Annotated in this window: 19 protein-coding genes; 5 read left to right on the top strand and 14 right to left on the bottom strand. The window is 72.0% G+C overall.

Annotated features, from left to right (window positions below):
* The first annotated feature begins 129 nt into the window (after window positions 1-129).
* Both ACIRRS_RS35510 and ACIRRS_RS35515 read left to right on the top strand, forming a co-directional pair.
* A complete protein-coding gene (locus ACIRRS_RS35510) occupies window positions 130-1,680 on the top strand; it encodes an MFS transporter (RefSeq protein ID WP_402980201.1) in 1,551 nt (516 codons plus the stop codon).
* Window positions 1,681-1,688: 8 nt separating this feature from the next.
* On the top strand, window positions 1,689-2,354 hold the full coding sequence (locus ACIRRS_RS35515) for a TetR family transcriptional regulator (RefSeq protein WP_402980203.1): 666 nt from the start codon (window positions 1,689-1,691) through the stop codon (window positions 2,352-2,354).
* Between the two features lie 96 nt (window positions 2,355-2,450).
* Here ACIRRS_RS35515 and ACIRRS_RS35520 read toward each other — a convergent pair whose 3' ends face one another.
* Together ACIRRS_RS35520 and ACIRRS_RS35525 are read right to left on the bottom strand one after the other, a co-directional pair.
* Entirely contained in the window at window positions 2,451-3,287 is an 837-nt protein-coding gene (locus ACIRRS_RS35520; RefSeq protein ID WP_402980205.1) for a hypothetical protein, read from the bottom strand.
* A 10-nt stretch (window positions 3,288-3,297) separates the two neighbouring features.
* Window positions 3,298-3,957 carry a papain-like cysteine protease family protein gene (locus tag ACIRRS_RS35525; protein WP_402980208.1) on the bottom strand — a complete coding sequence of 220 codons (660 nt, stop codon included), beginning with the start codon at window positions 3,955-3,957 and terminating at the stop codon, window positions 3,298-3,300.
* Between the two features lie 270 nt (window positions 3,958-4,227).
* Here ACIRRS_RS35525 and ACIRRS_RS35530 point away from each other — a divergent pair, with 270 nt between their 5' ends.
* Window positions 4,228-5,160 (top strand): hypothetical protein, encoded by a 933-nt coding sequence (locus tag ACIRRS_RS35530; protein ID WP_402980283.1) that lies wholly within the window; start codon window positions 4,228-4,230, stop codon window positions 5,158-5,160.
* A gap of 5 nt (window positions 5,161-5,165) precedes the next feature.
* On the opposite strand, the gene ACIRRS_RS35535 is transcribed toward ACIRRS_RS35530, so the two are convergent.
* The 10 genes from ACIRRS_RS35535 to mca form a co-directional block, all read right to left on the bottom strand.
* Window positions 5,166-6,020, bottom strand: coding sequence for a GNAT family N-acetyltransferase (locus tag ACIRRS_RS35535; RefSeq protein WP_402980211.1), 855 nt, complete (start codon window positions 6,018-6,020; stop codon window positions 5,166-5,168).
* Between the two features lie 38 nt (window positions 6,021-6,058).
* Complete coding sequence (locus ACIRRS_RS35540) at window positions 6,059-8,101, bottom strand: thioredoxin domain-containing protein (RefSeq protein ID WP_402980214.1); 2,043 nt, start codon at window positions 8,099-8,101, stop codon at window positions 6,059-6,061.
* 76 nt (window positions 8,102-8,177) lie between these two features.
* Window positions 8,178-9,053: a class I SAM-dependent methyltransferase gene (locus ACIRRS_RS35545; protein WP_402980217.1), complete on the bottom strand. Its 876-nt coding sequence runs from the start codon at window positions 9,051-9,053 to the stop codon at window positions 8,178-8,180.
* Window positions 9,054-9,091: 38 nt separating this feature from the next.
* Window positions 9,092-10,357: an MFS transporter gene (locus tag ACIRRS_RS35550; RefSeq protein WP_402980220.1), complete on the bottom strand. Its 1,266-nt coding sequence runs from the start codon at window positions 10,355-10,357 to the stop codon at window positions 9,092-9,094.
* Window positions 10,354-12,012, bottom strand: a complete 1,659-nt coding sequence (locus tag ACIRRS_RS35555; RefSeq protein ID WP_402980223.1) for an ABC transporter substrate-binding protein — start codon at window positions 12,010-12,012, stop codon at window positions 10,354-10,356. The genes ACIRRS_RS35550 and ACIRRS_RS35555 overlap by 4 nt, the downstream gene beginning before the upstream one ends.
* A 6-nt stretch (window positions 12,013-12,018) precedes the next feature.
* A complete protein-coding gene (locus ACIRRS_RS35560) occupies window positions 12,019-13,281 on the bottom strand; it encodes an SUMF1/EgtB/PvdO family nonheme iron enzyme (RefSeq protein WP_402980226.1) in 1,263 nt (420 codons plus the stop codon).
* Window positions 13,278-14,057, bottom strand: coding sequence for a phytanoyl-CoA dioxygenase family protein (locus ACIRRS_RS35565; RefSeq protein ID WP_402980229.1), 780 nt, complete (start codon window positions 14,055-14,057; stop codon window positions 13,278-13,280). Before ACIRRS_RS35565 ends, ACIRRS_RS35560 begins: the two co-directional genes overlap by 4 nt.
* Before the next feature lie 33 nt (window positions 14,058-14,090).
* Window positions 14,091-15,374: a formylglycine-generating enzyme family protein gene (locus ACIRRS_RS35570; protein WP_402980231.1), complete on the bottom strand. Its 1,284-nt coding sequence runs from the start codon at window positions 15,372-15,374 to the stop codon at window positions 14,091-14,093.
* 822 nt (window positions 15,375-16,196) lie between these two features.
* Complete coding sequence (locus ACIRRS_RS35575) at window positions 16,197-16,388, bottom strand: hypothetical protein (protein WP_031076542.1); 192 nt, start codon at window positions 16,386-16,388, stop codon at window positions 16,197-16,199.
* A 48-nt stretch (window positions 16,389-16,436) separates the two neighbouring features.
* The gene (mca, locus tag ACIRRS_RS35580) at window positions 16,437-17,345 is read right to left on the bottom strand and encodes a mycothiol conjugate amidase Mca (protein WP_402980233.1); all 909 of its coding nucleotides are present in this window, start codon (window positions 17,343-17,345) and stop codon (window positions 16,437-16,439) included.
* Window positions 17,346-17,587: 242 nt separating this feature from the next.
* Here mca and ACIRRS_RS35585 point away from each other — a divergent pair, with 242 nt between their 5' ends.
* A complete protein-coding gene (locus ACIRRS_RS35585) occupies window positions 17,588-18,001 on the top strand; it encodes a DUF4307 domain-containing protein (RefSeq protein WP_402980235.1) in 414 nt (137 codons plus the stop codon).
* Window positions 18,002-18,271: 270 nt separating this feature from the next.
* Entirely contained in the window at window positions 18,272-18,772 is a 501-nt protein-coding gene (greA, locus tag ACIRRS_RS35590; RefSeq protein ID WP_402980238.1) for a transcription elongation factor GreA, read from the top strand.
* An 83-nt stretch (window positions 18,773-18,855) separates the two neighbouring features.
* Here the strand turns inward: greA and ACIRRS_RS35595 are convergent, their stop codons facing one another.
* Both ACIRRS_RS35595 and ACIRRS_RS35600 read right to left on the bottom strand, forming a co-directional pair.
* Window positions 18,856-19,719 (bottom strand): ABC transporter permease, encoded by an 864-nt coding sequence (locus ACIRRS_RS35595; protein ID WP_402980241.1) that lies wholly within the window; start codon window positions 19,717-19,719, stop codon window positions 18,856-18,858.
* Window position 19,720: 1 nt separating this feature from the next.
* Entirely contained in the window at window positions 19,721-20,755 is a 1,035-nt protein-coding gene (locus tag ACIRRS_RS35600; protein WP_402980244.1) for an ATP-binding cassette domain-containing protein, read from the bottom strand.
* Between the last annotated feature and the right edge of the window lie 209 nt (window positions 20,756-20,964).

Raw genomic sequence — 20,964 nt, forward strand, 5'->3', positions numbered from 1 at the left:
CTGCGCGCCCATCAGGTCACATCGACATCAAGGTGGCGGTCGGCATCTTTTGGGAGTTACTCTCATTTGCGAGAGACTCTCACCATGGGCTCCGTCACGGGGTCCACCGAGGCCCGCCGGAGGTCAACCGTGTCCACCGCACCGCCCGTGTCCGCCGCCACCGAGCACGCCCCCGCCCCCACCGCCGACCCCCGCCGTTGGCTCGCCCTGGTCGCCGTCGCCCTGAGCGCCCTGGTGATCGGCTTCGACATGACGATCATGAACGTCGCCCTGCCCACCCTCGCCGGCGACCTGCACGCCGACACCGGGCAGCAGCAGTGGATCGTCGACGCCTACACCGTCGTCTTCGCCGCCGCGATGCTCCCCGCCGGGCTGTTCGGAGACCGGTTCGGCCGACGGCTCACCCTCACCGTCGGCCTCGCCCTGTTCGGGCTCGCCTCCGCGATCGGCATGCTCGCCGACTCCCCCGCCACCCTGGTCGCCGCCCGGGCCGCGATGGGCCTGGCCGGCGCGCTCGTCATGCCGATGGCCCTGGCCGTCATCCCCGGGCTGTTCCCCGCCGCCGAACAGCGCCGCGCCACCGCGATCCTGGCCGCCGCGCTCGCCGCCGGCGCCCCGCTCGGCCCGCTCATCGGCGGCTTCCTCCTGCAGCACTTCTGGTGGGGCTCGGTCTTCGCCGTCAACGTCCCGCTGACCGCCCTCGGCGTCGTGGCCTGCCTCCTGCTGCTGCCGGAGAGCCGCAACCCGGCCGCGCCCGCGATCGACCCGCTCGGCACCCTGCTCGCCGCGGGCGGCCTGAGCGCCCTCACGTACGGGATCATCGAGGGCGCCGACCGGGGCTGGCACGACCCCACGGTCCTCGCCACGCTGATCGGCTCGGTGCTCGCGCTCACCGCGCTCGTCCTGCGCAGCCGCCGGCAGAAGGACCCGATGCTGGACCTCGGCCTGCTCGCCGACCCGGCCTTCCGCTGGTCCGCCCTCGCCGCCACGCTGATCTCGCTCGTGATGTTCGGCGCCTTCTTCGTCCTGCCCCTCTACTTCCAGAGCGTGCTGGGCACCGATGCGCTCGGCTCCGGGCTGCGGATCACGCCGATGATGCTCGGGCTGCTGGTGGCCGCCAAGCTCACCGACCGGCTCGTCGATCGGGTCGGCGCCCGCACCGTCGTCACCACGGGCCTGGCCATGATCGGCGCCGCCCTGCTGTTCGGCAGCCGCACCGGGGCCTCGGACGGCTACGGGCGGGCCGCGGTCTGGCTGGTCGTCCTCGGCTTCGGCATGGGCCTGTCCCTCATCACCGCCCAGGCCACCGCCCTGGTCACCCTGCCGCCCGCGAAGGCCGGCGTCGGCGCCGGGCTGCTCCAGACCCTGCGGCAGGTCGGCGGCGCGATCGGCATCGCCGCCTTCGGCAGCCTGCTGGCCGGCTCCTACCGGGGCGCGCTGGACACCGCCGGGCTCGCCGCCGACGCCGCCCACCGGGCGGGCACCTCGGTGGTCGCCGCCGACGCCCTCGCCCGCACCTACGGGCGACCGGCGCTCAGCACCTCCGCGCACGCCGCGTACGTCCACGGCATGGGGCTGGTGCTGCTGGTCGCCGGGGTGCTCGCGGTGCTGTCGGCACTGCTGGTCGCGGCCCGGATGCCGGCCACCGGGGCCCCGGGAGCCGCCGGAGATCGTCGATAATCGGGGGCATGACGACCGAGCAGCCGACCGCGGCCCTTCCGGACGCCCCGGGCCTCCCGACCGACGAGGTCCAGGCCCTGCTGGAGGCGCCGCTGTCGCTGCGTGAACGCAAGAAGCTCAAGACCCGCCAGACCATCCGCCGCGAGGCGTACCGGCTCTTCGCCGCCCAGGGCTTCGACAGCACCACGGTGGAGCAGATCGCCGCCGCCGCCGAGGTCTCCCCGTCCACCTTCTTCCGGTACTTCGCCACCAAGGAGGACCTCGTCCTCACCGACGAGTACGACCCGGCGATCCTCGCCGCCGCGCTGCGGCGCCCGGCCGGGGAACCGTTCCTGGAGTCCTGCCGGGCCGTCCTGCTCGGCATGATCAGGCACCTGCTCGAACACGACCGCGACGAGCTGATCGTCCGGATGCGGCTCGTCCACGAGGTGCCCGCGCTGCGCGCCGGGCTCCACCGGACGGACAACAGCCCGCAGGAGCTGTTCCTCGCCGTGCTCACCCGGCGGGCGGGCGTCGAGGAGCCGACGTACGACATGCGGGTGGCCGCCGCCGTCATCGCCGCCGCCACCACGGAGGCGGTGATGCGGTGGGCGGAGAGCGACGGGCGGGAGGACATCACCGACCTGGTCGACCGGGCGTTCTCGCTGCTGACCAGCGGGTTCGCCGGGCTGTGACGGCAAAGGCCGTGACGGCGGGAATGTGACGGCGGGAACGTGACGGCGACGCCGTGACGGCGGGGGCCCGGTCGGGCCCCCGCCGTCCTGTGCGGCTCAGCGGGTGCTGCGGCGCCGCCTCAGCACCGCGCCCGTGCCCGCCAGCACGGTGACGCCCAGCGCCGCGGCCGCCGTCACGGCCGGGAGCCGCGAGCCGCCGCCCGTCCCGTCGGCAGCGTCCACCTGGTAGCCGCCGCCCTCCCCGGCCCGGTCGTACGCCGAGCCGGGGAGCTTGTCCCCGTACCGCTTGTGCACCAGCTTCTGGTACGCCGCCAGCGACACGCCGCCCTCGCCCACCGAGCGGCGGGCCTCGTCGTCCAGCGGCAGCACCCGGCCGTCGCGCAGCACGTACCAGGCGTTGATCTGCGGCTCGCGGAAGGCCGTACCGCCGCCGGTTCCCGCCGCCCTGGCCGCGTAGTCGCTCTCGTCGCCGCCGGAGGCGATGTTCACCACCCGCCAGGAGCCGCCCTGCCGGACGGTCCAGACCGAGGCGCTCTGCCCGTCCGCCGCGACCACCTTGCTCGCGGTGAACTCCGCCTTCGCCACCGGTGCGCCCGGGGTGCCGGCCACGAAGGCGGCGTCCAGGGTGTACACCGGCACGGTGTCCCCGGACAGGCGGGGCGCGGAGGCGCCGGCCGCCCGTGCCTCCTCGGCGGCGCCGATGGTGAGCTGCTGCGTCGGCGGGACGCCCTTGCGGGCGAAGAAGTGGCCGAGCTGGTCCAGGACGGCCGGGGACTGGACGGCTCCGCGCGCCTGCGCCAGTTCGGCGGCGGGCACCGGCTCCGGGGCACCGGCCGGCTGGTCGGCCTGCGCGGCGGGGGCCGCGGCCAGGGTGAGGCCGGCGGCGATCAGGGCGGCCGCGGCGGCCCGTCGGATGCGGTTCGACTCGGTCATGGTCGCCACCTCACGCGCCGATCCGGTAGAGGGAGTGGGTCCAGGAGAAGGTGCTGTTGTTGACGTAGTACCAGTAGTCGCCCCAGTTGTAGCGGTAGTTGGACGGCCACGGGTCGCCCCAGTAGACCCAGTTGTTGCCGGTGTCGTAGCCGTAGACGACGTGCATGTGCCCGCCGCCGGAGCTCCACTGGATGCGGGTCTCGACCGGGCGGTTCGCGTCCACCTCGGTCTGGATGGTGGCGTAGCGCAGGTAGCCGGTGACGTACGAGCCCGGGGCGATGCCCACCCAGTCGAGGGCGTTCTGCACCTCGGCCAGCGAGGCCTGGCTGTTGGGGCAGCTGGAGTCGACCGAGCGGCCGAACGCGGCGTTGCAGAACTGGTTCTGGCTGTAGTTGTAGCCGAACCAGGTCGCGATGGTGTTGCCGCTGGCCGCCCAGCACCAGTTGTTCTGCTGTTGCTGCTGCATGCTGATGTTGAGCTTCTTGTACGTGCCGGCCAGGTCGGCCGTGCTGCCCGGCGCGGCGGCCTGGCGCACGTGGGCCCCGGTGGCGCGGGCCTCGGCGGGCGCGGCGACGGCGGGGGTGCAGACGGCGGCGGTGAGCGCCGGGGCCAGGACGCCGAGGGTGAGCAGGGCGACCGCGCGGCGCGGTCGTATCCGTGGGACTGGCATGGGGGAATGCCTCCTTGCACGAGCGGAGCGAGGTGCGGTGTGGGGGCGCGGTCCGGATCGCGCCATGAGCATCGCGCCGCCGAAGGGGCCGGTCAACGGCCCCCGGCCGTACCGGCGTTGGGGTGTGAACGGGTGCCCACGGGTGTGAACGCCGCCTCAAGAAGGCCCGGGTGACGTGCCGGGACCGGTGACAAACCACCGGCCGGATGTGAATATTCACGGTCAAAACCCGGCCTGCCCGAGTCCCCCTCTCCGCGCCAGGAGGCAGCCATCCCCCGCAGCGACCCCGCCGACCTCACCGCCGCCCTGCGCACCGGCCCCTTCCACCTCGCCCTGCGCACCGCGATCACCACCCGCGGCCTCGCCCTCCACCGCGTGCGCCGCCACCTGGCCCTGCGCGGCGTCAACATCGGCCTCACCAGCCTGAGTTACTGGCAGCAGGGGCGCCGCCGCCCCGAACGCCCGGAGTCGCTGCGGGCCGTCGCCGCCCTCGAGGACGTCCTCGACCTGCCCGCCCACTCCCTCACCCGGCTCCTCGGCCCCCGCCGCACCGCCCCCACGGCCGCCGACGGCCCGCCCGTCCTCCCCTACCGCGACCTCATCGCCCCCGCCACCGCCGTCGACGACCTGCTCGCCACCATCTCCGGCCCCCGCGACACCGGCCTGCACACCCTCACCCACATCGAGCGCATCCGCGTCGGCGCCGACCGCCGCCTCACCCGCCGCGACTCCCAGCACGCCCTGCGCGCCCACCGCGACGGCATCGACCGCTACCTCGCCCTCTACCAGGGGGATCCGGGCAGCGACATCACCCGCGTCGGCGTCCGCGCCGAGGAGAACTGCCGGCCCGGCCGCATCCGCCGCGACCAGGCCCACCACCTCCTCGCCGCCGAACTCCTCCTCGACCGCCGCCTGCGCGCCGGGGACACCCACCTCCTGGGCTACGGCTTCGACGACTCCCCCGCCCCGGAGCCGACCTGCGAGTACGTCCGGGGCTTCAACTCCGGCGCCGCCCAGTACGTCCTCCAGGTCACCTTCGACCCGGTCGCCCTGCCCGTCCGCTGCCACCGCTTCGCGCTGCACTCGCCCGGCGAAGCCCCGTACGAGAGCGAGGAGTTGACCCTCGACGGCCACCACTGCGTCCATCTGGTGGCGACCGCCCTGCGGCCCTGCCTGCTGGGGATCGGGTGGGACTGGGAGTAGAGACCCTAGCTGAAGTCCACGACCAGGCAGTCCTCCACCGGCCGGTACCCGATCTGCCGGTAGACGGAGTTGCTGGTCGGGTTGGCGAGGTCGGTGTAGAGCAGCACCTCCGCCGCCCCCTGGGTGAGCACGTACGCGGAGGCCGCGGCGGTGGCGGCGCTCGCGTAGCCGCGCCCGCGCCGGTCGGCCGGGGTGTAGACCGGCCCGATGCGGGACATCCCGGCGAGGACGGGGCTGGCCCCGACGAGGGCGACGGGCACGCCCCCGTCCTCCCAGAGGTGCAGGCCGCCGTCGGCGATCCGGTCGTCCACCGCCTTGGGGACGTCCATCGGCGGGACGTCGACCTCGGCCAGGAACTCCCCGTACCAGCGGATGGCCAGCTCCCGGTCGGCCGGCCCGGCGAGCCGGTGGCGGCCGGCCGCCGGACGCGCGGGGTCCGTCAGCCGGCCGAGCCGGTACAGCCGCTCCTCGGCGCGGACGGACCAGGTGGCTCCGGTGGCCCCCGCCCAGGCGTCGGCGAAGGCCCGCACGGCCGCCGCCCCGCCGCCGACCCCGGTCAGTTCGGTGAACCCGGGCCCGGCGGCGGCCAGTTCGACGGCCAGCGCGGCGGCGGCCTCCTCCGACATCGCGGAGAGCCGGGGCGCGAACGGCGGCGTCTGAAGGAACGCGCCCTCGACCGGCCCGCCCTCCTCCGGGCGCCACCAGCCGAACACCGGCGGCTCGCCGTACACGTCGAGCCCGGACACGGCGAGCCGGTGGGCGAGGGTCAGCAGCACGGTGTTCTCGGCGGGCCGGGTGGCGAGGAAGGCACCGGCCTCGGCGCGGAAGTCGTCCAGGGAGGTGGAGAGGATCCAGGTCATGGCACATCTTCACCACCCGCACCGGCCTCGGCCAGCGATTATCCGCCGACCACCACGCCCAGCCGCGCCCCGAGATCCGCCGGGTCGGTGGTCGGCCGCTCGCAGGCGAAGTGCCGGCAGACGTACGCGGCGGGGGCGCCGTCGACCAGCGGCCGGTCGGCCAGCAGCGGCACCTCCGTGTCCCCGGGCGCGCCCACCGCGACCACGGCCCCGGGGGCGGTGGCGAGCAGCGCCGCCCGGCGCAGCTCCGCGCGGGCCGGGTCGCCCTCCGGCCCGACGACGGCGACCTCGCGCGGCCCGTCGATCAGCGCCTCGGCGACGGCGAGCCCCCAGCCGATGAACCGGGGCGCCCGCGCCGCGAGGGCGCCGACCACGCCGAGGGCCCGTTCGGCCGCGGTGCGGTGGCGCTCGGAGCCGGTGTACGCGGCGTAGCCGAGCAGCGCGCCGGCGGCGGCCGTCCAGCCGGACGGGGTGGCGTTGTCGGTCGGGTCCTGCGGGCGGCGGATGAGTTCCTCGGCGTCGTCGGCGGTGTCGTAGAGCGCGCCGGAGGCCTCGTCGGTGAAGTGCTTGAGCACGGTGTCGAGCAACCCGCCCGCCAGTTGCAGCCACTCGGCCGAGCCGGTGACGGCGTACAGCGCGAGGAAGCCCTCGGCGGTGTCGGCGTAGTCCTCCAGGACACCGGCGTTGGCGCCGGCCCTGCCGTCACGGGAGGTGCGCAGCAGCCGCCCGTCCGGGGTGAGGTGGACGGCGAGCAGCAGGTCGGCGGCGCGTTCGGCGGCCTCGACGAGGTCGGGGCGCTCCAGCAGGGCGCCGGTCTCGGCGAGGGCGGCGATGGCGAGGCCGTTCCAGGCGGCGACGACCTTGTCGTCCCGAGCGGGCGCCGGCCGGGCGGCGCGGGCCGCCAGCATCGTCCCCCGGATCGCCTCGAACTCGGCGAAGTCCTCGGGCTCGGCGAGGAGTTGGAGCACCGAGGTGCCGTGCTCGAAGGTGCCCTCGGCGGTGACGGTGAACAGCCGGGCCGCCGTGGCCGCGTCGGCGGGCCCGAGCAGGTCCACCAACTGGCCGGGCTCCCAGGCGTAGTACGCGCCCTCGGCGGAGGCGCCGGTCTCCTCGTCCAGGCTGTCGGCGTCCAGTGCGGAGGCGAACGCGCCTTCGGGCGTGCGGAGTTCGCGCAGCAGGAAGTCCGCCGTGGACAGCGCGACCCGCCGCCACAGCGGCGCCCCGGTGGAGCGCCACAGGTGCAGGTAGGCGCGCAGCAGCAGCGCGTTGTCGTACAGCATCTTCTCGAAGTGCGGCACCACCCACCCGGCGTCCACCGCGTACCGGGCGAACCCTCCGCCGAGCTGGTCGTGCAGCCCGCCGCGGGCCATCGCCTCGCCGGTGCGCACGGCCATCTCCAGCGCCGCCTCGGAGCCGGTCCTGGCGTGGTGGCGCAGCAGGAACTCGATGACCATCGCCGGCGGGAACTTGGGCGCCCCGCCGAAGCCGCCGCTGCGCTGGTCGAACTCCCGGCTGAGCGTCACGAGCGCCTGGTGCAGGTCCGCCTCCCCGGGCGGCTGGTGCGCTCCCGCCGAGTAGACCTCGGCCCGCTCCGCCAGGTCCGCCCTGATCCGCGCCGCGACCTCCCCGACCTCCTCCCGCCGCTCCCGCCAGGCGGCGTCCACGCCCTCCAGCACCTGCCGGAACGACGGCATCCCGTGCCGCGGCGCGGGCGGGAAGTACGTCCCGAAGTAGAACGGCTCCTTCTCCGGCGTGAGGAACACCGTCATCGGCCACCCGCCCTGCCCGGTCGCCGCCTGCACCGCCTCCATGTACACGGCGTCCACGTCGGGCCGCTCCTCACGGTCCACCTTCACCGCCACGAACCGCTCGTTCAGGTACCCGGCGGTTCCTTCGTCCTCAAACGATTCGTGCGCCATGACATGGCACCAGTGACACGCGGCATAGCCGACCGACAGCAGAACGGGGACATCGCGCCGTCGTGCTTCCTCGAAAGCCTCCGGTCCCCACGGCCACCAGTCGACCGGATTGTCAGCGTGCTGCAGCAGATACGGCGAGGTCACACCAGCCAACCGGTTCATACGGGCCAGCCTCTCACGGTGCCCCGGCCTCGACGACGGAACTCGCGCACCTCCATCCGCCGGGCCGCGCTCCGCTTCAGCGCTCCTGCCGTGCGAGGACAGTGAGCAGGAGTGCCCCCCTCAGATGGGGACGGACGTTCAGGACGAGGCGGTCCAGGAGGTTCGCGGGACGGAAGTACAGCTCCTGCGTGGGAGATTCGCCGGGAATGCCCAGCGACCCGAAGAACATCGCGGACCCGACGAAGCGCGTACTGAATCCGCTGGACCGGGCCGCTTCCAGCAGCTCGGTCGGATCCATGGGCTGCTCGACGGGTGACAGGCCCTCCCGGCCCTCCCGGTCGTCCGGGTCCGACGCCTCGGTGCCCGGGCAACGCGGCTGCGCCACCAGGCCCATGAGCTTTTCGAGCGGCTCGAAGAGCCCGGCCGCGTACGAGGCGTTCGGCTCCCGCACGATGAGCGTGCCGCCGGGAGCGAGGACACGCGCCGCTTCGGCCAGGGCACCGCGCCAGTCGGGCAGGTGATGGAGGACCCCGGAGCAGATCACCGCGTCGACCGACGCGTCACGGATCGGAAGGTGTCGAACATCGGCCCGCAGAGCCACCGCGTGGCGGTCCGGCAGGCTCCCGCGCGCGAACTCCAGCATGCCGTGCGAGCGGTCCACCGCGATGACGCGGCGTGCGGGGGAGGCGAGGTGGGCTGCCACCCTGCCGGTACCGCTGCCGAGGTCGAGGACGACGCCCCGTGGAGTACGGTCCAGGATCCAGTCGAGCAGCCACCGCTCCGAGATCCTGGTGCGCGGGATGTCGCAGTAGGACTGGTAGATCGGCGCTTCCGCGTCGTGGAAACGCTCATCCAGCAGGCTCTCCTCGTCCTGGGGCAGGTCCCGCGCCTCGAACAGCGGCACGCCTTCCCCGCCGCTCTCCGGTACGAAGACCCGGTCCTCGTCGACCACGGCGCTGAACCAGGACAGGCCATCGGGACTGGTTCGGTTCACTCCACACCCTCCGCCACTGAGTAGCGCGTCGGCCGGCCCCCGTGCGGGCGGCCGAGCAGGAAGACCACGGTGCCGACCGCCGCCAGAACCGCGCCCGCGGCCAGCACGCTGGTGGCCGGGCTGAACAGACCGGCGGCCGCGCCGCCGACGAAGGTTCCCGCCGGGGCCGCGACGTTGGTCATCGAGCCGTAGTAGGAACTGGCCGCGTTCAGTTGCTCCGGCGGGAGCTCCCGCTGCAGCACGGTGGTGGCGATGGCGCCGTACGGCGCGTAGGACAGTCCACCGGCGAACATGGCGGCCAGGGCGATCCCGAGGTTCAGCGGAAGTGCGACGACGAGCATCGCGACGCCCCAACCAGCGGCGCTGAGCGCGGCGATCCGCACGTGGGCCAGTTCGGAGAACCGGCCGGCGAAGCCGCCACCGACCAGCGCACCCACCCCGAAGGCGGCCCAGAGCAGGCCCAGTGTCAGGGCCGGACTCCAGTCGTGGACGCGCTCCGCCATCATCAGTGGCAGGCAGACCACGAACGGCCCGTAGAGCAGGTAGAAGACCGCGGTGAGCCCGAACAGGGTTCCCACGCTACGGATGCGCACGAGCCGCACGATTCCCCAGGACCGGACCGTCGGGTGCCCGGCCTCCTGACCGGCGAACGGCGCCCTGACCGTCGGGCGGGGCACCAGGAGGAGCGCGCCGGCGAAGAAGAGGAAGCTGAGTGCGTCCAGACCCATGGCGGACGCCGGTCCCAGCACGGCGATGGCCGACCCGGCCGCGACCGGCCCGATCAGCGAGGCCGCCTGCAGAGCCACTCCCACCAGGGAGTTGGCCGCGAACAACCCGTCGGTCGGTACCAGCTCCACCACGATGGCCCTCGCGCCGGCGCTGTAGAGCGGCCGCGAGACCGACGCCAACGCGAGGAGGCCCACGCACAGGCCGAAGTCCAGGCTCGACGTCATGGCCAGCACCGCCACGACGCCGAGCAGGCAGCCACGCCAGACGCTGTCGACCAGGAGCATGGTCCGGCCGCCCAGTCGGCCGATCCAGCGTGCCAGGATCAGCCCGCTCACCATGCTCGGTACCAGGTAGGCACCGGTCGCCAGCGCGATGCCGATCGGCTGGTTCCCGGGGGTGAGCAGACTGATCGCGAGCATGACGACCGTGATGTCGGTCATCGAGTCCCCGACGCTCGACACGCTCTCGCCGACGAAGTACCGCCTGAAGCCCTTGTGCCGCAACTGGGTCCGGTAGGTCCCTCGCGTCTTCACTCCACCGGTCCACTGACGTCGTCACACAGCCTGAAACTGGTGAAGTCGAGGACGTTCCCCATCTCGTTCTTGAGTCGCACGCCGCACCACCGGTCGCTGTAGGTCAGGTAGCTGACCTTCCCCGGGACCGCCACGAACAGAGCCCGTTCACGGCAGTACCCGGCGATCGCGCGGTAGCCCGCCGCGGCGTTCTCGCCGGTGGCCTCCCGCGCCCGTTCGAGGAGCTCGGAGAGCTCCGGGTCACAAATTCCCAGGACCTCGGGGAGGAGTGCCCGACCGTCGATCATGGTGGCGGCGAAGGCGTAGGGATGAGGGTAGTCCGCTGACCAGCCGAGCCAGGTGAGGGGGCTCGACCCGGCGTAGAGCGAGTGCATCAGCTCGTTGAAGTCGAGCGCCTCGGTCTCCACGACGATCTTCGGGTGGACCCGGCGCAGACCGTCGGCCATGATCTCCGCGGCCCGTACCCGGGACACGTTCGCGGCATGAGTGTGCATCACCACTCGGATTCCCCGGCGGGCGGCCTCCCCCTCCCACGCCTGCTCGAACTCCTCCCGTGCACGGTCGAGATCGAAGGCGACGAGAGCCGGCGCGCCGTCCGGGATGGCCGGCAGGGGGAACGGGACGGGGTGCTGCAGGCCCTCGCCGTCGAGCACCTCCCGCAGGTAGCGGTCGTGGTCGAAGGCGTGCCCGAGCATGCGTCGCAGATGGAGGTCCGCGAACGCGTCCGGCGGCATGCCGTCGGGTCCGAACCGCCCTGTGCCCAGGGCGGAGGAGTCCTTCGCGACCTTCTGGTTCACGAATCCCAGCGGCGTGATGCTCCATTCGCCGGGCTGCTTCTCCAGGACGATCCCGTCCAGCTCGCCGAGGCGGTCACGGGACTCGGGCTGGCAGACCGAGAAGTCGTTCCGCCCGGCCGTCAGGTCGTTCTCGCGCGTGAAGCGGTCGTCCTCCGAACGCAGCACGACCGACTTCGGCGTGCGCGCGAGGTCCAGCCAGTACGACTCGTTGCGCTCGAAGCGCATGGTCCGACCGGCGTGGTCCCATTCGGCGAGCGCATAGGGACCGGTCCCGTTGGTCCGGTGGTCGATCGCGCACGGGCCCGCGTCGAGGAACCGCGCGGCCGAAGCCCGCTCACCGTCCCAACCGCCCGCCGCGACCGCCCACGACCGGCTCATCACCAGGGACCACTCAACGAGGAACGCGGCCAGTGGGTCGAAGCGTCGACGCAGCTTCAACAGCAGGCCGTCACCGGTGGCTTGGATCCGTTCGATCATGGCCCTCGCCGAGTCCGGATCGAGGACGCTCAGCGGCTCTCCCAGCAGGGCGTCGCTCCACAGTGACGCCGGCCCCACCGCGGTGATCGCCATCCGCCGCAGCGAGTAGACGACGTCCTGGAGGCTCAGCGGGGACCCGTCGTGGAAGCGCACGCCCTGCCGCACCGGGATCGTCGCCCACAGCTCGGCCCCCCGCTGCTCCAGGACCGGCAACGCCTCGGCGAGCGCCGGCTCGATCACCCGGTCCGCCGAGAGCCTGTACAGGCCGTCATAGACGTTGACCAGCGGATGCCTCGACCCGGTGTCGAACGCCCTGTGGGGGTCGAGCGTGGCGGGCTCGTCGAACACCCCGATGACCAGATCGGGTATTTCGGCATTCATTCTCGGCTATTCCCCGTCGGGCTCGATGACGCATCGGAAGCCCGTCTCCGGGCCGTGCTGGAGCACGTGCTTGGCCACCCGCGAGCGTGCGCTCAGTTCCGCGGCCGGCGTGGCCCAACTGCCGCCCTTGACACAGGCGCTCAGGGTCCAGTCGCCGATGGTGTCGGGGTAGGAGGAGGAGCCGACGAACGGTGTCAGGTCGTCACCGTCGAGGTACCGGGTCCGGGTCCACTCCCAGACGTTGCCAAGGAGATCGGCCACCCCGTCGGCCGTCTCTCCGGTCGGGCGGCCCCCGATGGCGGAGGTGAGCCCGGTCAGGCTCCCCTGGCTGTACGCGTGCGCGAGGTCGCCGCTGCCCGGCTGCCGGCAGCGGGTCCGGTCCTCGGTCGGCTGCTCGTCCCCCCAGGGGAAGCGCCGACCGGCGAGGACACCGGCGGCCCGCTCCCACTGGCCGGCGCTGGGGAGCCGCTTGCCGCGCCAGGTGGCGTACGCCCAGGCGTCGAACCACGAGACCTGGGTGACGGGGTGGTCCATCAGGGCTTCGAGTTCGTGCGGGGGCAGGTGCCGCAGGACGTCGTGGTCGTGGTTCGCCTCCTCTCCCGGATGGCTCCACACCGGCCCGTGCTCCCGCACCGCGTCGAGAAAGTCGCGGTACTCGCGCCAGGTCACCGGATTCGCGTCGATGTAGAACGCTCGCGAGGCAGGCCCGGTACCGGCCTCGACCTCGACCATTCCGGACGTGTCGAAGACCAGGTCCCGCCGACTCGGCCGGCGGCTTCCGCTGCCCAGCACGATCCGCTCCCGCTCCGCGGCGGGCGTGCCGTGAGCGTCGATCAGTTCGGCGAGGACGCTGACGGCGGTTCCGCCACGGGTGTCCAGGGGGCCGGACGACACTCCGTCGAACGCTGCCGCCGAGCGGCCGGCCGCGACGAAGACCTCGTCCATCGCCGTCAGGTGCCCGCCGCTACGGATCGCGGTCAACGCGGCGACCGCGACGCGATCGTCCGGGTCGTTCGCCGCCCAGGCCAGGAGTTCCGTCGCCTCGTCGTCCGCAGGTCGTCGCGCTGCCTCGAGCACCACCGCGAGGCGTGCCGTCGGGCTCGGGTGCAGCGCGCCGACCGCCCACAGGTCCACGGCGTCGACCTGGCCCAGCGTGACGGCGCGGGCGACGCTGTCCACGGCCGCCTCGATGCGCGGCACAGCCGCCGGAGCGGGATCGGTGGAATTCAGCAGGCCGAGCGCGTCGGCGAGCGGCATCGTCTCACTCATGCCTTCTCCTCGGTTTCTGCGCTGACGAACAGCGTTCCTGCCGCAGCGATCTGCTCGTACTCCGCCGCGTCGGACGGCTCGTCCGACTCCAAGCCGGCGCAGTGGTAGAAGTACAACGTCGCCCGCCTGTCGTCCTGACGTGGCATCGCCTCGGACCCGTGGTAGATCCACTCGTGATGGCAGACCAGGTCACCCGCTCTGACCTCGACGTAGAAGGGTTCCTTCGTGACCGGGCCGACGGGCTTGCGGTGCGAGCCCGGGATGACGGCGAGGCAGCCGTTGAAGCGGTTCGAGTCGTCGAGGTAGATGCCGGCGGTGAATGCCGGGGACAGGGCGTGGCCCAGCGGGAAGTCGGCGTGCCACCGGATGCGGGAGTACCCGCTGCGCGACCCGCCGCTCTTGAGCTGCCACACCACACCGTTCAGCGAGTTCTGCAGAATCCGGTGGCCGACACCGCCGATCCCGGTCCGGATCGCCTCCATGGCCGGTGATTCCGCTATCCTCGCCGCGGTTTCGGACTGCTTCGTGAAGTAGTTGAGACGGTGCTGGTAGGCAATTCTCCCACGCGCGTCACGAGCTCCGGGAATAGCCTTGTCGACCATCGCCTCCGGAATCTCCCCGTTGCGCAGAAGGTCCTGGTAGCGATCGGCGTCGGCGGTGATCCGGGCGACCTCGTCCGGGTCGATGAACCCCTCGTAGATCACGAACCCGTTCTCTTCGAAGAAGGCACTCTCCTCCGCCCTCACCGAACCCGAAAAGCGATATCGCCCAATCATGTGAACTCCATGGCTTGGCATTGACTCAAGGAATCAGAAGCAGTCGCACGCGCACCTGAAGCCGATCTCGAAATGCCGGTCGAGAGCCAGGTCACGACCGCGGAACGCGACCGACAGCTGTTCGGGCAGGGATGTCCAGGTGCCGCCCTTGATGACGGCGTAGGAGCGCTGGTCGTAGATGACGTCAATCGCGTCGCGTCCACCGTCGACGGGGCTGAAGGCCGGCCCGTCGGACGAGCTGGCAGTCCACTCCCAGACGTTTCCGGACATGTCCCGCACACCGAACGGGCTGTCCCCACCGGGGATCCCGCGTGCGACGGTGGTGACCGGCACCTGGGTGTCGACCAGCTCCAGCAGGTGGCGTCGCCACGCCTCCACCCCGGACCAGCCCGGGCCCGGCCGGAAGAGGGCGCCGTGGGTGCGGTCGGACTCGAAGGTGTCACCCCACGGGTAGGCGCGTCCGTCACCGCCCTGCGCCGCGAACTGCCACTCGGTCTCGTTCGGCAGTCGCTTGCCCCGGGACCGCGCGTACGCGTAGGCGTCGAACCAGTCCACCCCGGTGACGGGGTGGTCAGGACCGGTGCGGGTGTCCAGCAGCGTGTTGCGCAGATGGATCTTGTTCGGCTGCTCGGCCGGGTGGCAGTAGACGTGGCGATCGGCCTCAGGGCTCGCGGCGAAGGCGTCGTACTCGGCATTGCTCACCGGCAGCACATCGATCATGAAGCCCTCGCAGCTTCGCGGGCCGACCGGGTCGTCCCAGTCGAAGACCAGCTCCCGGGCGTCGAAGGAGGACGGTGGGCCGCCGACCACCGATCCGCCGGGAATCCTGACCATGTCGTGATGGCCATGGGTTCCGGCGGTCCGCGCTTCCCGGGGTTCGAGCGCCGGGTAGGTACTGGCGTCGTACCCGTCCGGGAACAGCTCGCCCTCGACCGTGACGAGGGTGCTCGGGTCCGAACTGCCGACGATCGCCGAGATCGCACGCAGCGCCACCGCGTGGCCGATGCCGACGGGCTTGCCCGCCTCGTGGCTCAGCCGCCTGCTCGCGCGACCGACGATCAGGAACAGCTCCGGAAGCGCCTCGGTGAGCCGCAGGCGCCCGGCCAGGGCCAGCGCGTCGAAGGCCACGAAGTCCTCGTAGTCGTGCGTCAGCCACGTGACGGCGTCCCGCACGTCGGCATTCTGCGGCGCGCGCTGGACCAGTGCACCCATGAGAGCCTGCCGCACCCACGGCATCTCGTGCATCGCGGCGGCTGCCGCGATGCCGGAAATCTCCGCTCCGGGCGCCTCGCTGACGGCCGAAACAAGCTTCGCCAAGCCGCCCCTGATTCGTGCGGCATTCCCCTGGGCACCGGCCGGAGCCAATTCAGAAAGGGCAGAGGTCCACGCACTCAATCTGATCTCCCGAACGTTGGCGAGCTCCTTGGCGGCGCGTTGGGCGCGCAGATTCTCTCCGCGCGCCCAACGCTCATTTCTTTGTTACCACTTGTTGCCGAGGGCGAGAACCGGGCGGTTCTCACGGGCCGCACGGGCGGCCTTCCACTTCGCGGTGTACTGCATTGCTGTCACCCCCTTCGCTTCCGAATTAGTGCAACTCTACGATGTGAAATTTTACAGGTGCAATGTGACATGACTCACGTTTGTTTGCGGAAATGGAAATGCCAGCTATGCACCTTTCGTCCAGCCGGACCGGGAATTCGAAACGGGCATTACTCGCCAATCGAGCGATCATGAGGCCGTTTCCGGCCGTCGCGGCAGGCGATATCGGCGAATTCACGCCATGTGCCGGCTGAAAAGGCCCCCGAAACGCCCGGCGACCATGACGCCCTGCGGACCGGCCCGGCTTGAACACGGGAGCCCGTACTGAGCGAGGTGCGGCCGGGTCCCCTCTGCTCGGGGTCCTGGCCTTCGGGTTCGGGGTTGGGTGACTGCCCGGTGGGCGTTCATGAACCGCTGATGGCGACCGCGACCCGCAGCGGCGTGACGGGGCGGCGTGACGGGGCGGCGTTCCGCGCCCCCGGGGCGCCCGGGACGGCGGCGCTGTCGGCGAGCCGCGGCACGTAGGGCGGGGCCGCGTCGGTGAGACGGCCCGGGCATGCCCCCGCCCTGGCCCGTCGGGGCCGGGTGGGGGGCGGTGACTCACTCCTTGGGGGCCTCGGGCTCCTCGGTGAAGTCGACCTTCTTGAACTGGCGGTTCATGGACTTGGCCAGGAACCAGGTCGCCACGCCGAGGGCGGCGAAGACGACGAAGCCGAGGAGACCGGGGGTGACCTTGGCGTCGTCGACGGCGAGGTCGGCGGCGAGGTGGACGAGGTTCACGGGGGCGCTCATATCTCTATGGTGGCCCGGCTCACGGGGAGCCGGGCCATCGGGGGTGGGTCAGTCGCGCGTGTCGGCGGCGGCCTCGGCCGCGAGGGTGGGGGTGCGCAGGCCGGCGAACAGGTCGTCCTCCGGCAGGTCCACGTCGATCAGGGTACGGGCGAGCTCGTAGTCCTCGGTGGGCCAGACCTCGCGCTGGACGTCCAGCGGCACGCGGAACCACGGGCCGTCGGGGTCGATCTGGGTGGCGTGGGCGATGAGCGCGCGGTCGCGGGTCTCGAACCAGTCGTCGCAGCGGACGCGGGTGGTGATCTCGCGCTCCTTGCGGCCGCTCTTCTCCCAGCCCGCGATCCACTCGCCGTACGGGGAGTCGTGCCCGTGCTCGGTGAGGTACTGGTGCATGGCCCGGATGCGGCCCATCGGGAAGCCGTGGTTGTAGTACACCTTCAGCGGCTGCCAGGGCTCGCCGGCCTCCGGGTAGGCGTCCGGGTCGCCCGCGGCGTCGAAGGCCAGCATGGTGATCTTGTGGGTCATGATGTGGTCCGGGTGCGGGTAGCCGCCGTTCTCGTCGTAGGTCGTGATGACCTGCGGCTTGAACTCGCGGATCAACCGGACGAGCGGCTCGGCCGCCTCCTTGACGTCCTGGAGCGCGAAGCAGCCCTCCGGGAGCGGGGGCAGCGGGTCGCCCTCGGGCAGGCCGGAGTCGACGAATCCGAGCCAGGCCTGCTTGACGCCGAGGATCGCGCGCGCCTCGTCCATCTCCTTGCGCCGGACCTCGTGGATGTTCTCCTCGACGTACGGGTCCCCCTGGAGCTTGGGGTTGAGAACCGACCCGCGCTCGCCCCCCGTGCAGGTGGCCACCAGCACGTCCACACCCTGCTCGACGTACATGGCCATGGTGGCCGCGCCCTTGCTGGACTCGTCGTCCGGGTGGGCGTGCACCGCCATCAGTCGCAACTGCTCAGTCAACGCCTTGCGTTCCTTCCACATCGTCGGGCGTTCCGCGAAGACCGGACTGCCCACCGTACGAACCGCTCGGTCCGGGGCCGCGCCACCGCGGGACCGGGCCGTGCGGACGTCGCCGACGCGGCCTGACCCCGCCCCCGCCGGACCGGCAGCGGGCGAGCCCCTCCTATAGTGACGGACTGGAGGAGCGTCGCATTCCCCCGCACCACCCACGCGGCTCCTCACCCAGGAGAGGACGGCGCCCGATGAGCACCGACACCACGACCCCGCGACCGCCCGAGGGCCGCTACGGCCGCAGCGGCAACGGCGAGTCGGACCGCCGGCTCAAGGTGGTCGGCGTGGTCTGCGGCGTGCTGGGCCTGGGCCTGATCACGTGGATGGGCGGCTCCTACCTGCTGCGCGAGTCGAAGATCAACGGCTCGGTGCCCACGTTCCAGGTCGTCTCCGACTCCGAGGTCCAGCTGCACCTGAGCGTGCGCAAGAGCGACGGACAGGCCGGCACCTGCACCGTCCGCTCCCAGGGCGACGACCACGCGGTGGTCGGAGTGGCCGACTTCCCCGTCCCGGCGGCCGGGTCGACGTACGAGGCGACCGTGACCCTGCGGACCACCGCCCGGGGCACCACCGCCGAGCTGCTGGACTGCACGCCCGCCAAGTAGCGCGCATGTCCGACCCGGAAACGGGCATCGGTACGGCGTCCCCCGTCCGGCTCCCGTACACCGCCGCGTCACGGCCCCGTCAACGCCGCGCCAATGCGGGACCGGCGACCCTCCCGATTGTCGGCAGGACTTGTTAGGCTCGTGGTTTCGCCCCTTCCGCACCGGATGGTACGGGAGCGGGCGTTGCTTTGTAGTTACGACCGAAATCATCGTCGACCCTGCTGACGACTCACACCCTCAGCACAGCCCGAGCACCTACGAGGAGCACCTGTGACCCAGACCAGTGAGAACGTGACCTGGCTCACTCAGGCCGGCTACGACCAGCTCAAGTCCGAGCTGGATCATCTGACCGGGCCCTGGCGCATCGAGATCGCCGCGAAGATCGAGGCGGCGCGCGAGGAGGGCGACCTCAAGGAGAACGCCGGCTACCACGCCGCGAAGGAGGAGCAGGGCAAGACCGAGCTGCGCATCCGCCAGCTGACCCAGCTCCTGGAGCGCGCCAAGGTGGGCGAGGCCCCGGCCGACTCCGGTGTGGTGGCCCCGGGCATGGTCGTCACCATCGCCTTCGACGGCGACGAGGACGACCTGATGGAGTTCCTGCTCGCCTCTCGCGAGGTCGCCGGCTCCGACTCCCTCGACGTCTACTCGCCGCAGTCCCCGCTGGGCCGCGCGATCGACGGCAAGAAGATCGGCGACGAGGCCACCTACGAGCTGCCGAACGGCAAGCCGGCCATGGTGAAGATCGTCAAGGTCGTGCCGCACGCCGGCTGATCCGGCCCGCGCACGCCCGAGGGCGGCCGCCGAGTCCCAGGGGCTCGGCGGCCGCCCTCGTCCGTCGTCGGGGCGGAAACGATTCAGCCCGCGGCCGAGCGGTACTTGCGCACCGACAGCCAGGAGAACACCGCCGTGATCACCACCGACCACAGCACCGACACCAGCGCCGCGTGCTGCATCGGCCAGGCGGAGTCCACCGGCCCGACCTGGTTGCCGAACAGCTCCCGGCAGGCCTGGACGGTCGCGCTGAACGGGTTCCAGTACGCGACGGCCTGCAGCCAGCCCGGCATCGAGCTGACCGGCACGAACGCGTTGGACACGAAGGTCAGCGGGAACAGCCAGATCAGCCCCGCCGAGGTCGCCGCCTCCGGGCTGCGCACCGACAGCCCGATCAGCGCGCCGATCCAGGAGAAGGCGTAGCCGAGCAGGAGCAGCAGCCCGAAGGCGCCGAGCGCCTTGAGCAGCCCGTCGTGGACGCGCCAGCCGACCAGCAGCGCGACCAGCGCCAGCACCACCAACGTGAACGCCGTCTGGCACAGGTCCGCCAGGGTGCGCCCGGCCAGCACCGCCGAACGCGCCATCGGCAGCGAGCGGAAGCGGTCGACCAGGCCCCGGTTCATGTCCTCCGCGATGCCGGCCGAGGCGCCGGCGACGGCGAAGGTGACGGTCTGGGCGAAGATGCCCGCCATCAGGAACTGGATGTACGTGTGGGAGCTGGCGCTCGTCCCGGGGATCTGGATCGCCCCGCCCATCACGTACGAGAACAGCAGCACGAACATGACCGGCTGCATGAGCCCGAAAATAACGATTTCGGGAATTCGGGTCATTCGTCGCAAATTACGCTTGGCGACGACCCAGGAGTCGTGCAGCATCGCGGCCGCGCCCCGGCGCGGGGTGGGCATCGCCTCGCCGATGGCGTGCGCGGTGGAGGTGCTCGCGCTCATCTCAGCGCTCCTTCCCGGCCGTGACGGCCTGCTGCTCGTCCGGTCCGCCGCTCTCGCGCGGGCCGCGCGGCCCGCCGCCGTTCTCCTCCGCGGCCGTCTCCGCCAGGTGCCCGGTGAGGGTGAGGAAGACGTCGTCCAGCGTCGGGCGGCGCAGCCCGATGTCGTCGATCTCGACGCCGCGCGCGTCGAGTTCGCGGATGGCGGCCGCCAGCACCCGGGCGCCGCCGCTGACCGGCACGGTGATCCGGCGGGTGTTCTTCTCCACGGCGGGCTCGCCCAGCGCGAAGCCGCCGAGGGCCGCGACCGCGTCGGGGATCATGCCGTTCTCGTGCACCACGACCTCGATCCGCTCGCCGCCGATCTGCGCCTTGAGCCGGTCGGCGGTGCCCCGGGCGATCACCCGGCCGTGGTCGACCACGGCGATGTCGTGGGCGAGCCGGTCGGCCTCCTCCAGGTACTGCGTGGTGAGCAGCAGCGTGGTGCCCTGCTCGACGAGGGTCTCGATGACCTCCCACAGCGCCAGCCGGTTGCGCGGGTCGAGGCCGGTGGTCGGCTCGTCCAGGAACATCACGGGCGGGCGGACGACCAGCGCGGCGGCGAGGTCGAGGCGCCGGCGCATGCCGCCGGAGTACGTCTTCGCCGTGCGGTTCTTGGCCTCGGTGAGGTTGAACCACTCCAGCAGCTCCAGCGCGCGGGCCTTCGCCGCCCGGGTGCTCATCTGGTACAGCTCGCCGACCATGGTGAGGTTCTCGAAGCCCGTCAGGTACTCGTCGACCGCCGCGTACTGGCCGGAGAGGCCGATCAGGCTGCGGACCTGGTTGGGGTGCTTGAGGACGTCGACACCGGCGACCACGGCGCGCCCGGAGTCCGGGCGCAGCAGGGTGGTCAGGACCCGTACGGTGGTGGTCTTCCCGGCGCCGTTCGGGCCGAGCAGCCCGAGCACGGTGCCCTCGGGGACGTCCAGGCTGACGCCGTCCAGGGCTCGCACGTCGCCGAAGGTCTTCACCAGATTCTCGGCTTGGATGGCTGGCGCCATGACCTGCCTCATCTCATCGGACGTATGGAGCGATCTGTCCCACTCTGCCCCGTTTTCGGGCATGCGGGCGACTCGGTTCTCACCCGCCGGACACAGAACGCGATGTATCGCGAGTCTGGCAACTCGCGATACATCGCGTCAAGGGGAAATGAGCGCGGACCTCGGCGGGCCTCGGCGCGGCTCAGCGGGCCTCGGCTCGGCTCGGCGCA

Origin of the sequence: Kitasatospora sp. NPDC101183 (genome assembly GCF_044767945.1) — a bacterium.
Taxonomy (GTDB): domain Bacteria; phylum Actinomycetota; class Actinomycetes; order Streptomycetales; family Streptomycetaceae; genus Kitasatospora.

Bases quoted from the DNA above. Each gene is read 5' to 3' on its own strand.
- ACIRRS_RS35575 (WP_031076542.1), bottom strand. From the start codon at position 16,388: ATGAGCGCCCCCGTGAACCTCGTCCACCTCGCCGCCGACCTCGCCGTC.
- ACIRRS_RS35565 (WP_402980229.1), bottom strand. From the start codon at position 14,057: ATGATTGGGCGATATCGCTTTTCGGGTTCGGTGAGGGCGGAGGAGAGT.
- ACIRRS_RS35600 (WP_402980244.1), bottom strand. From the start codon at position 20,755: ATGGCGCCAGCCATCCAAGCCGAGAATCTGGTGAAGACCTTCGGCGAC.
- ACIRRS_RS35535 (WP_402980211.1), bottom strand. From the start codon at position 6,020: ATGACCTGGATCCTCTCCACCTCCCTGGACGACTTCCGCGCCGAGGCC.
- ACIRRS_RS35560 (WP_402980226.1), bottom strand. From the start codon at position 13,281: ATGAGTGAGACGATGCCGCTCGCCGACGCGCTCGGCCTGCTGAATTCC.
- ACIRRS_RS35595 (WP_402980241.1), bottom strand. From the start codon at position 19,719: ATGAGCGCGAGCACCTCCACCGCGCACGCCATCGGCGAGGCGATGCCC.
- ACIRRS_RS35540 (WP_402980214.1), bottom strand. From the start codon at position 8,101: ATGAACCGGTTGGCTGGTGTGACCTCGCCGTATCTGCTGCAGCACGCT.
- ACIRRS_RS35515 (WP_402980203.1), top strand. From the start codon at position 1,689: ATGACGACCGAGCAGCCGACCGCGGCCCTTCCGGACGCCCCGGGCCTC.
- ACIRRS_RS35520 (WP_402980205.1), bottom strand. From the start codon at position 3,287: ATGACCGAGTCGAACCGCATCCGACGGGCCGCCGCGGCCGCCCTGATC.
- ACIRRS_RS35525 (WP_402980208.1), bottom strand. From the start codon at position 3,957: ATGCCAGTCCCACGGATACGACCGCGCCGCGCGGTCGCCCTGCTCACC.
- ACIRRS_RS35585 (WP_402980235.1), top strand. From the start codon at position 17,588: ATGAGCACCGACACCACGACCCCGCGACCGCCCGAGGGCCGCTACGGC.
- ACIRRS_RS35555 (WP_402980223.1), bottom strand. From the start codon at position 12,012: ATGAATGCCGAAATACCCGATCTGGTCATCGGGGTGTTCGACGAGCCC.